Annotated in this window: 11 protein-coding genes; all 11 read right to left on the reverse strand. The window is 73.3% G+C overall.

The window, feature by feature from the left end; all coding sequences use genetic code 11:
* Nucleotides 1–72 precede the first annotated feature (72 nt).
* Entirely contained in the window at nt 73–855 is a 783-nt protein-coding gene (locus GT045_RS17220; RefSeq protein WP_161334713.1) for an HAD-IIA family hydrolase, read from the reverse strand.
* A gap of 137 nt (nt 856–992) precedes the next feature.
* Nucleotides 993–2,048, reverse strand: coding sequence for a 2-aminoethylphosphonate ABC transporter substrate-binding protein (locus GT045_RS17225; protein ID WP_161295384.1), 1,056 nt, complete (start codon nt 2,046–2,048; stop codon nt 993–995).
* 44 nt (nt 2,049–2,092) lie between these two features.
* On the reverse strand, nt 2,093–2,890 hold the full coding sequence (locus GT045_RS17230) for an ABC transporter permease subunit (RefSeq protein WP_345942671.1): 798 nt from the start codon (nt 2,888–2,890) through the stop codon (nt 2,093–2,095).
* On the reverse strand, nt 2,877–3,746 hold the full coding sequence (locus GT045_RS17235; RefSeq protein ID WP_161334714.1) for a 2-aminoethylphosphonate ABC transporter permease subunit: 870 nt from the start codon (nt 3,744–3,746) through the stop codon (nt 2,877–2,879). Before GT045_RS17235 ends, GT045_RS17230 begins: the two co-directional genes overlap by 14 nt.
* On the reverse strand, nt 3,739–4,785 hold the full coding sequence (locus GT045_RS17240) for an ABC transporter ATP-binding protein (protein WP_161334715.1): 1,047 nt from the start codon (nt 4,783–4,785) through the stop codon (nt 3,739–3,741). The genes GT045_RS17235 and GT045_RS17240 overlap by 8 nt, the downstream gene beginning before the upstream one ends.
* A 1-nt stretch (nt 4,786) precedes the next feature.
* Nucleotides 4,787–5,494, reverse strand: a complete 708-nt coding sequence (locus GT045_RS17245; RefSeq protein WP_161334716.1) for a phosphonatase-like hydrolase — start codon at nt 5,492–5,494, stop codon at nt 4,787–4,789.
* A gap of 5 nt (nt 5,495–5,499) precedes the next feature.
* Nucleotides 5,500–6,624, reverse strand: a complete 1,125-nt coding sequence (locus GT045_RS17250) for a TIGR03364 family FAD-dependent oxidoreductase (RefSeq protein WP_161295376.1) — start codon at nt 6,622–6,624, stop codon at nt 5,500–5,502.
* A 151-nt stretch (nt 6,625–6,775) separates the two neighbouring features.
* A complete protein-coding gene (locus GT045_RS17255) occupies nt 6,776–7,552 on the reverse strand; it encodes a GntR family transcriptional regulator (RefSeq protein ID WP_161334717.1) in 777 nt (258 codons plus the stop codon).
* A gap of 48 nt (nt 7,553–7,600) precedes the next feature.
* Nucleotides 7,601–8,758, reverse strand: a complete 1,158-nt coding sequence (locus GT045_RS40705; protein ID WP_161334718.1) for a hypothetical protein — start codon at nt 8,756–8,758, stop codon at nt 7,601–7,603.
* Between the two features lie 298 nt (nt 8,759–9,056).
* Nucleotides 9,057–9,368 carry a hypothetical protein gene (locus GT045_RS17265; RefSeq protein WP_161334719.1) on the reverse strand — a complete coding sequence of 104 codons (312 nt, stop codon included), beginning with the start codon at nt 9,366–9,368 and terminating at the stop codon, nt 9,057–9,059.
* Between the two features lie 28 nt (nt 9,369–9,396).
* Nucleotides 9,397–9,759 carry a hypothetical protein gene (locus GT045_RS17270; protein WP_161334720.1) on the reverse strand — a complete coding sequence of 121 codons (363 nt, stop codon included), beginning with the start codon at nt 9,757–9,759 and terminating at the stop codon, nt 9,397–9,399.
* Between the last annotated feature and the right edge of the window lie 398 nt (nt 9,760–10,157).

Below are 10,157 nucleotides of genomic sequence, written 5' to 3' on the forward strand. Positions count from 1 at the left end.
CCCCGCATCCTCGGGAGGCGCCCTGCTGCTCCGAACGGGTGACAGCGGGTTTCGGCCGGGCGGGACCGCGGCTCACAGCACCAGGTCGACCAGGTCCGCGATGGAGTCGACGACCTGCGAGGGCCGGAATGGGTAGCGGTCGACGTCCTTTGGCCCGGTGACGCCGCTGAGCACCAGGAAGGTGCGCATCCCGGCCTCCAGGCCGGCGAGCACGTCGGTGTCCATGCGGTCGCCGATCATCGCGGAGGTCTCGGAGTGGGCGCCGATCGCGTTCAGCCCGGCCCGCATCATCAGCGGGTTGGGCTTGCCGACGAAGTACGGCTTCTTGCCGGTGGCCGCGGTGATCAGGGCGGCGACCGATCCGGTGGCGGGCAGGTCGCCCTCGGTGGAGGGGCCGACGTTGTCGGGGTTGGTGGCGATGAACCGGGCCCCGCCGTTGATCAGCCGGACGGCCTTGGTCAGGGCCTCGAAGGAGTAGGTGCGGGTCTCGCCGAGGATGACGAAGTCGGGCTCGTGGTCGGTGAGGATGTAGCCGATGTCGTGCAGCGCGGTGGTCAGGCCGGCCTCGCCGATGACGTAGGCGCTGCCGCCGGGCCGCTGGTCGTTCAGGAACTGCGCGGTGGCCAGGGCCGAGGTCCAGATGTTGTCCACCGGCACGTCCAGTCCCATGCGCCGCAGCCGGGCGTGCAGGTCACGGGCGGTGTAGATGGAGTTGTTGGTGAGCACCAGGAAGGGCCGGCCGGACTCACGCAGCGCCTTCAGGAAGGCCTCGGCGCCCGGGATCGGCACTCCCTCGTGGATCAGGACGCCGTCCATGTCGGTGAGCCATGACTCGATGGGCTTGCGGTCTGCCATTGTCGTTGCGTCTCCTGGCGTATGTACGGGCGGGCAGCGGGGGCGCCGGAACCACGGCGTACCGACGCCCCCAGCCTAGTCAGGAGCGGCTGATCCTGACCCCGTCGATCACCCGCGGCCGGGCTTTCGGGAGGGGGTCAGCTGCCGGTGGCGGACTTCCAGTCCTCGACGTAGGAGGTCAGGTTCCGGTCGATGTCGTCCCAGTCGGGCTCGAAGACCTCGACGCCGTCCATCAGCCCGGCCAGCGCGATGGCGTCGGCGTCGGTGGCCTTGACGTCCTTGCGGGAGCTGAAGCCGCCGCCGATCTCACTGACCTCCTGCTGCTGCCTGCGCCCGAGCATGAAGTCGAGCAGCTTCCTGCCGTTCCCGCTGTGCGGGGCCCTGGTGACCAGGCCGGCCGCGTAGGGCAGGGCGAAGGTGCTGGGCCTGCCGCCGGGGCCGGCCGGGAACCAGATGCCGAGGCCGGGCATGGACTTGGTCTGGGCGTAGTTCATCTGCACGTCGCCGTTGGCGACGAGGAGTTCGCCCTTGTCGACCTTGGGGGCGAGCTTGCCGGTGGAGGCGGACGGGCCGACGTTGTTGGCCTGGAGCTTCTTCAGGTAGGCGAGGGCCTGGTCCTTGCCGCCGAAGTCGTGCATCGCCTTGACGAGCACCGCGGTGCCGTCGCCGGCCACGCCGGGCGTGGAGTACTGGAGCCTGTTCCGGTACTTCCCGTCGAGCAGTTCGTCCCAGGTCCTGGGCGCCTGCTTCAGCTCCTTCTTGTCGTAGACGAAGCCGAAGTAGTTGTCGACGACGGAGGTCCAGGTGCCGTCGGCGGCCTTGTCGGCCCCGCTGACCTGGTCGGCGCCCTGCGGGGCGTACTTCTGCAGCAGGCCCTTGCGGCCGGCCTGCTGGATGAAGGGCGGCAGGGTGACGAGCACGTCGGCCTGCGGGTTGCTCTTCTCGCGGACGGCGCGCTGCACCATCTCGCCGGAGCCGCCCTCGACGTACTCGACCTTGATGCCGGTCTGCTTCTCGAAGTCCGCGAAGACCTTGTCGTACCAGCCGTCGCCGTTCTCGCCCTTGAGGCCGTCGGCGCTGTAGACGGTGACGACGTCGGCGTCGGAGGCGGCGGAGGAGCCGCCGCAGGCGGACAGCGCGGGGGTGGCGAGGAGGGCGAGGGCTGCGGCGAGCGCGACGCGGTTTCTGGGCATGGCGAGGCCAACTCCTGGGCTCGGTAAGGGGGTGGGGAGGAGGGTCAGCGGTACGACGCCCGGGTGCGCACCCGGGAGACGGCGGACAGCACGAGCAGGGTCGCGGCCATGAGGACCACGGCGACGGCGGAACCGGTGAACAGGGCGCCCCGGTCGGTGGCCGCGTGGACGAGGACGGGCAGGGGCGTCCAGTCGGGCGGGTAGAGCATCATCGTGGCGCTCAGCTCGCCCATGGACAGGGCGAAGCAGAGGCCGGCGGCGGCGGTGAGGGAGGGCAGCAGCAGCGGCAGCCGTACCCGCAGCAGGACGTAGGAGGGCCGGGCGCCGAGGGAGGCGGCGGCCTGTTCGTAGGAGGGGTCCAGGCGGGTGAGGGCCGCCGACACCGACTGGTGGGCGAAGGCCGTGACCAGCACGGTGTGGGCGACGATCACGATCCACCGGGTGCCGTTGAGCAGCAGCGGCGGCTGCGAGTACGCCACCAGCACGGACAGGCCGACCACCACCGACGGCACGGCGAGCGGCAGCACGAACAGGGCGTCCAGCAGGCGCCGGTACCGCCCCCGCAGGGCCGCTCCGGCCAGCGCGGCCCAGGTGCCCGCGGTCAGTGCGAGCAGGCTGGCGGTGGCAGCCGTGACCAGGCTGGTGCCGAGGGCCTGGAGGGCCTCGCCCCGGGTGGCCGTGCGGAAGTTGGCGGCGGTCGGCCCCGAGGGCAGGACGCCGGACCAGTGGGTGGCGAAGGAGGCGCCGAGGAGGACCAGCAGGGGCAGCGCGAACAGCGGCAGGAACAGGACGAGGAAGACCGCCCACATGGCCCACCTGGCCTTGCGGCTATGCACCAGCACGACGGCTCACCACCCGGTACAGGCCGTACAGGCCCGTGGAGATCAGGACGTCGACGACGGCGACCGCGCAGGCGCCCGGGTAGTCGGACTCCAGGATCGCCTTGCCGTAGACGAGCATCGGCAGGGTGGTGACCCCCTTCGCGCCGGTGAACAGCACGATCCCGAACTCGTTGAGGCACAGCACCAGGACCAGGCTGCCGCCGGCCGCGAGGGCGGGCAGTGCCTCGGGCAGGATCACCTGCCGCACGATGCGGGGCGCCCGCGCCCCCAGGGAGCCGGCCGCCTCCAGCTGGGCGGTGTCGAGCTGCCCGAAGGCGGCGAGCAGCGGGCGCATCACGAACGGTGTGAAGTAGGTGATCTCCGCCAGCAGCACGCCCCAGGGCGTGGTGAGGAACCGCAAGGACCCGAGGATGCCGGTGGTGCCGTAGATGAACAGCAGCGCCAGCGTGATCAGGAAGGACGGGAAGGACAGGTACACGTCGATGAACCGCGCCACCGCCTTCGCCCCCGGGAACGGCACGAACGCGATGACCAGGGCCAGCAGGGAACCCAGGACCAGGCAGCCCGCGGTGGAGGCCAGGGCCAGCCAGACGGTGGTCCACAGGGCGTGCCGGAACGCCTCGGAGGCGAAGACGTCGGCGTAGGGCCGGAACGAGGTCCCCCCGGTGTCCGGCCGGAGGGACTGCCGGACGACGAGGGCCAGAGGGTAGAGGAAGAAGAGGCCGAGGGCGGCGACCGGGGGCAGGGCCCACAGCAGCGCCGTGCGGGAACGCGGGGCCGGGTCCGCGGTGCGGCTGTCGCCGCGGGGGCGGGTGCGGCCGGGCACGGCGCGCGCTCTGCCTACCGCCTCAGCCATGGCTCACCCCCGCGGGCAGCAGCACCGCGTCCTCGGCGGCGAAGTGCAGGGACACGGTGGCGCCGTGCGCCGGCGGGTCCTTCAGCTCCCGCACGTCCGCCATGACGGAGTGGCCGTCGACCTCGACGTACAGCCGGTGCGTGGCACCCCGCCACTGGATCTCGGTGACGGTGCCGGTGAGCCGGTTGGGGCCCTCCCCGAGGCCGACCAGATGCGGCCGTACGCACAGGGTGGCCCGCGCGCCCGCGGCCGCCTCCCCCGTGTCGACCTTCAGCTCGGTCGCCGCGAAACCGACGCCCGCCGGGCCGACGGTCACCGGCAGCAGGTTGGCGTTGCCGACGAAGGACGCCGTGAACTCGTTCGCCGGGGCCCGGTACAGCTGCCTCGGCGTGCCGCACGCCTGGAGCCGCGCCTTGTCCATGACCGCGATCCGGTCCGCCAGCGTCAGCGCCTCGACCTGGTCGTGGGTGACGTACAGCATGGACAGGTCGGGCAGTTCCCGGTGGAGACGGGCCAGTTCGGCGAGCATGCCGGAGCGCAGCTGCGCGTCCAGCGCGGACAGCGGTTCGTCCAGCAGCATGACGTCCGGCCTGATGGCCAGCGCCCGGGCGATGGCGACCCGCTGCTGCTGCCCCCCGGACAGCTCGCGCGGATGCCGGCGGGCGTGACCGGCCATGCCGGTCATCTCCATCGCCTCGGCGACCCGTTGCCGGATCTCGCCCTTGGGCACCTTGCGGGCCCGCAGTCCGAAGGCCACGTTCTGGTCGACCCGCAGGTGCGGGAAGAGCGCGTAGCTCTGCACGACCATTCCGATGCCCCGCCGGTACGGCGGCAGGTCCGTCACGTCCCGGCCGCCGAGGAGCACCCGCCCGGCCACGGGCCGTACGAACCCGGCGACCGCCCGCAGCGCGGTGGTCTTGCCGGAGCCCGACGGCCCGAGCAGCGCCATGACCTCGCCGGGCTCGACGGTCAGGTCGAGAGCGTCGAGGACGACGTTGCCGTCGTAGGCGACGGTGACGGAGTCGAAGCGGATGCCCATCTCACCGGTCTCCCGCGAGGAGTGCCGGCAGGTCGGCGACCGAGTCGAGCACACGGGTGGCGCCGGCGGCGGTGAACTCCGCGTCCGTGTGGGCGCCGGTGCGCACGCCGGCGACCAGGCCCGCTCCGGCGCGTACGCCGCTGAGCACGTCGTAGGAGGTGTCACCGGCCACGGCGACCTGGCGTACGTCCTCGGCCGCCTTCGTCCGCAGGAACGCCTCCAGCACCATGTCCGGGTACGGCCGTCCGCGCCCGCCGGCGTCGGCCGGGCACAGGGTGAGCGGCACGAGGTCGCGCCAGCCGAGGGCGGTCAGGATGGCGTCCTGGGTGACGCGGGCGAAGCCCGTGGTCAGCACGACGGTACGGCCGCCTGCGGTCAGCCGCTCGATGGTCTCGCGGGCCCCGGGGACCTCCGCGATCAGGCCGGCGTCGACGAGTTCGCCGTACGCCTTCTCGAAGGCGCCGTTGGCGCGCCGGGCGCGGTCCTCGTCGCCGAACAGGTGGCGGAAGACGGAGATCTTGGACTCGCCCATGGTGGCGCGGACGTAGGCGAGGTGCTCGGCGTGTCCGGGGGAGCCGGGCTCGACGCCCAGCTCGGTGGCCGCCGCCTCGAAGGCGCGCTCGACCAGTCCGCCGTCGGCGACGGTCGTGCCGGCCATGTCGAGGACGACGAGACGGATGTCCTGCGGGATGTCGGTCGGGTTGTCCATGGAGCTCACCAGCCCAGTTCGTTCGCGGTGGTCTCGGCTATCGCGGGGGAGCAGGTCATGCCGCGCCCGCCGGGCCCGGTGACCAGCCACACCCCCTCGTGCACCTGCTGGCGGTGCACCACCCGGCCGGGTTCGGTGCACTGCGCGTACACGCCCGCCCAGCGGTGCCGGATGCGCGGCAGCGGCCGGCCGAGGAGGGCTTCGACGACTCCGGTGAGGTGCTCGTACGGCTCCTCCACGGTGTCGAAGGCGAAGGGGTGCTCGTACTCGTGGGTGTCGCCGATGGTCAGGGCGCCGTCGGCGCGCTGCACCATGAGCAGCTGCATCCGGTGCGCGGCGGCCGTCCTGGACTGCGGCTGCCGGGCGTTCAGCTCGTCCAGCGCCGCAGAGGCGTAGGCCGGGTAGTAGCGGAAGCTGTCGGCGTCCGCGACCGAGGTGGTCAGCGGCTCGCCGAGCGGTTCGGTCTGCATCATCTGCAGCCGCACCCGGCGTACCGGGAGACCGGGTCCGGCCAGCTCGCGCACCAGCCCGCCGAGCCAGGCGCCGGTGCACAGGACGACGGCGTCGGCCCGGTGCACGTCCCCGTGGTCGTCGCGGACGGTGCCGGCGCCGGTCACCTCGCGCACCTCGCGGCCGGGCAGGAAGGTGTAGTCCGGCGACTTCAGCAGTTCCTCGCGCAGGGCCAGCTGGGCGGTACGGGGTTCCACGGCCGCGTCCCGCTCGCAGAACAGGGCCGCGTCGAAGTCACCGCGCAGGGCGGGGTTGAGCGCGCGGGCCTCGCCCGGGGTGAGGAGCTTGTAGCCGCGGGCGGCGGCGTCGGGGCGGGCCACCGCCGCCTCGGCGACGGCCAGCTCCAGGGGCCCGCGGAGCGGGGTGAGCGATCCGATGGCCCGGAACCCGAGAGCCGGGACCCGGCCGCCGATCTCCTCCCACAGCTCCCGCGCCCGCAGGGCGGCGTCCAGCTCTTCCCCACCGGCGCGCCCGCTGACCCAGATCTGTCCGAAGTTGCGCAGGGAGGCGCCGCGCGCCTCGGCCTCACGCTCGATCTGGACGACCTGGTGGCCGCGCTCCACTGCCTGCCAGGCGTGCATGGTGCCCACCACGCCGGCTCCGACGACTGTCACTTTCACGACGGCAACGCTCCTCGCGATCCGGGAACCGGAGACATCCGGCTGACAACGAGAGCGTGAACGACCCATCACGTTTGGGCTAGACCCGTTATCTTTCCGTTATATATAAACGGGCGAAACCGCCTCTCTCCGCACCCACCACCCCCTCGCATCACTCCTGAGAGGGGACTTTTCCTCCCGTGAGGTGGGTGGTGAAGGAGAACCGGTCCCCGCGGTACAGCGACCGCACCCGCTCCAGCGGGCGGCCCCCGGTGTCCCGGGAGACGCGGTGGATCAGCAGCATCGGCAGGGCGGGCGGAGTGCCGATGAGCAGCGCCTCACGGGGTGTGGCCAGCACCGTCTCCAGCCGCTCGTCGGCGTCGCCGAAGGCGATGCCCTGGTCCTCGAGGTAGGAGTAGAAGGAGGAGTCCGGGTCGAAGTCGGCGCCCAGCCGCGGCACCCGCTCCACGGAGACGTACGTGCTCTCCAGACCGACCCGCTCGTCGTCGGCGAGCAGCACCCGCTCCAGGTGCCAGACGGGTTCGCCCCGGGTGAGCCCGGTCTCGGCGGCGAGCGCGTCCGGGCACGGGAACCGGTCGAGGGTGACGAGCGTACGACCGGGTGTCCGGCCCTGCCGGCGCACGCCCTCGGTGTAGCTGGCCAGGGACAGCGGCTGCGCCAGCTTGGGCCCGGCGACGACCGTCCCCCGGCCCCGGCGCCGCAGCCGCCCCTCCAGCACCAGCTCCCGTACGGCCTGCCGCACGGTCTCGCGCGCGACGTCGTAGCGCTCGGCCAGGTCCCGCTCGGTGGGGATGACGCTGTCCTCCCCCAGCTCCTCCAGCAGCGCGGCGATCCGTGCCTTCACCGCGTAGTACTTGGGGATGCGCCCGTGCTCGGGAATGCCGGAGCGGACGGGGGCGCCGGGGGCCTGGTCGTTCGGGTAGTCCACGCAGGGATCGTCGCAGACGGGACGGACGGACGGGGAGCGGGAGCCGGTTCAGCGGCGGCCGCGGGCCAGCAGGAACGCGCCCGCACCCACGGCGCACAGGGCACCGACGGCGACGAGCAGCCCGAGGGCGAGCCCCGGCCCGGTGCGCGCCAGTTCCCGCGCCTTGCTCGCGAGGGACAGCGACGAGTCGGGGACGCCGGTGCCGGTGGGTACGGCACTGCCGGGGGCCGAGGGCACCCCGGCGGCCTCCTGGGCGTCCTCGGGGGTCCGGGGACCGGGGGTGTCCGCCGTGCCCCGGGGGGCCGGGGAGGCGTGGGGGTCGTGCGGGACGCGGGGGTCCGGGGGATCGTTCGTGCCCTGCCCGTCACCCGTGGCCTGACCGTCCTGGGCCTCCTGCGCGTCCTGCGCGTCCTGCCGGGTGTCTTCGGTGCCCCCGTTGTCCTCGGTGTCCTCGGTGTCCTGGGCGTTCGGGGGGTCCTGGGTGTCCTCCTCCCCGGCGATGGCGAAGCGGTAGGCGTTCGACTCCCCCGCCCACTCCCCGTCCCCGCCCCGCCGCTGCACGGCGGCGACGTTGACGGTGACATGGTCGGGTACGGCGTCGGAGGTGAGCGCGAGCCGGACCCGGACACTGACGGTCTTGCCGGGCGGCACGGTGAACCCGGCGAAGCCGGAGCCGTCCAGCACACCGACCAGTTCCTGCTCGTCGGTGGTCTCGAAGGTCACCGGCCGGGCCCGGGGGCCGTCGTAGAAGTCCAGCTGGGGCTGGCCCGCCCGCAGGGCCCGCTTGTCGTCGACGAGAACCACGACCGGGTGGATGCCGGTACAGGTCGTGCGGGTGGTGTTGGTGAGGTCGATGTACCAGGTGCCGTATCCGCCGCCGGCCTCGTAGGAGCCGGGACCGCCCCGGATCCGCGTGGCCAGCGGGAAGGCCCGCGCGTCGGCGGCGGCGCAGGCGGCCTCGGCGACCGCGTGCGCGACCCCGGCCGGGAGGAGCGGGGTGACGGTGGTGGCGGTCGCGGTGGCGGTGGTGGCGGTCGCGGTTGTGGTTGCGGCGGTGATGGCGGTCGCGGTTGCGGCGGTGACGGCAGTCGCGGCGGTCGCGGCGGTCGCGGTTGCGGCGGTCGCGGTTGCGGCGGTGGTGATGGTGGCGGTGACGGTGGCGACGGTTGCGGCCAGACCGAGGGACAGGGACGTGCGCAGTCGCATGAACACATGACCATGCCGGAAACACCCGGGGGACCAGGGCCGCCACTCCGGGCACACCCGTGCGGTCCCCCCGATCAGCGCACGCCGAGCGGGTCAGGGGGCCGCACGCCCCGGCCGGCTCAGGGCCCGCATACGCCGGGCGGGTCGGGGGGCCGCATACGCCGGCCGGGCCAAGGGGCTGCACACCCCGGGCGGGTCAGGGGCCGCACACCCCCGCCGGGTCAGGGGGCCGCACACCCCGCCGGGCCTAGGAGCTGCACACCCCCGCCGGGTCAGGGGGCCGCACGCCCCGGGCGGGTCAGGGGCCGCACACGCGCTGTGCCTGCGAGGCCGTGGAGACGGTCTCCGCCTCGGCGTCCACGAGTGCCTGCCGCTGGGAGGCGTCCGGGTGCCCGCCGTCGGCGGTGACGCGGTCCAGGTCCTTCTTCAGCGCCTGGTAGTCGCGTTCCGCCCGCTCGGCCGCCGCCAGGGCCTTGTCGCACGCGCCCGCGGCGGTGACGGGCGTGGCGCGGGCTGCCGGGGCGAGCGCGAGGAGTACGGCGGTGCCGGCCGTGACCAGCGCGAGCGGGAGCGGCCGGGTCGGCGGCCACGACGGACGGGTGAACGTCATCGGCGGACCTCCGCGGCGGGCTTCCCGGTCAGGACGAGAGCCTGACCCACCGGCCGCTGTCACTCGTGCTGACGCATTCCTGGTAGGGGTTGGGATCCCCCTGGCGTTCCCGGCACTTCCACGTGGTTCCGGCCGCGCGGACGGACGCGCCGGTGGATCCCTGCCAGACCTCGGTGTACGCGGACGCCACCTGGAGGGCGGTCGCGCAGGACCCCTTCTCGGCGGCCCATACCGCGAGCCCGGACGCCTTGTCCGTGCCGCAGTACGCGGTGGGCTCCCGGTTCGTGTCCGTGTCCGTGCCCGGGTCCGCGAACGTGGTCGTGGGAACCGCGAGGCAGAACGCTAGGGCTCCCAGCAGGCCCGCGGCGGTTCTCGTCCTGGTCGAATGCACTTCGTGCCCTCCTAGCCGAGGGGGAGGGGATCAGGGTGCACCGAGTACCCCGGACTCCGGCGACACACGCCGGACGCATCCCCCGTCCGGTCCCCCACCGCCCGCCGACCGGCCGTCCGACGCACAGCCCCCGAAACGGGCACCTGTCCCCAGGCGCCGGACACCAGCCGGTGGACGCGGAACCCGGACACGGAGCGCCGGACGTCAGTCCGCCGACACTGGATTTGCGGCATCAGGCAGCAGACCTCGCAGAGCAGCCTTGGCCCCGGAACCCGGACACGGGCGCCGCACGCCAGTCCGCCGACACTGGATTTGCGGCATCAGGCAGCAGACCTCGCAGAGCAGCCCTGGCCCCGGAACCCGGACACGGGCGCCGCACGCCAGTCCGCCGACACTGG

The sequence above is a fragment of the Streptomyces sp. SID486 genome (assembly GCF_009865385.1).
Classification (GTDB): domain Bacteria; phylum Actinomycetota; class Actinomycetes; order Streptomycetales; family Streptomycetaceae; genus Streptomyces.

Excerpts from the sequence above, each read along its gene's own strand:
- GT045_RS17265 (WP_161334719.1), bottom strand. The coding sequence starts at position 9,368 with ATGACGTTCACCCGTCCGTCGTGGCCGCCGACCCGGCCGCTCCCGCTC.
- GT045_RS17245 (WP_161334716.1), bottom strand. The coding sequence starts at position 5,494 with ATGGACAACCCGACCGACATCCCGCAGGACATCCGTCTCGTCGTCCTC.
- GT045_RS17235 (WP_161334714.1), bottom strand. The coding sequence starts at position 3,746 with ATGGCTGAGGCGGTAGGCAGAGCGCGCGCCGTGCCCGGCCGCACCCGC.
- GT045_RS17220 (WP_161334713.1), bottom strand. The coding sequence starts at position 855 with ATGGCAGACCGCAAGCCCATCGAGTCATGGCTCACCGACATGGACGGC.
- GT045_RS40705 (WP_161334718.1), bottom strand. The coding sequence starts at position 8,758 with ATGCGACTGCGCACGTCCCTGTCCCTCGGTCTGGCCGCAACCGTCGCC.
- GT045_RS17225 (WP_161295384.1), bottom strand. The coding sequence starts at position 2,048 with ATGCCCAGAAACCGCGTCGCGCTCGCCGCAGCCCTCGCCCTCCTCGCC.
- GT045_RS17240 (WP_161334715.1), bottom strand. The coding sequence starts at position 4,785 with ATGGGCATCCGCTTCGACTCCGTCACCGTCGCCTACGACGGCAACGTC.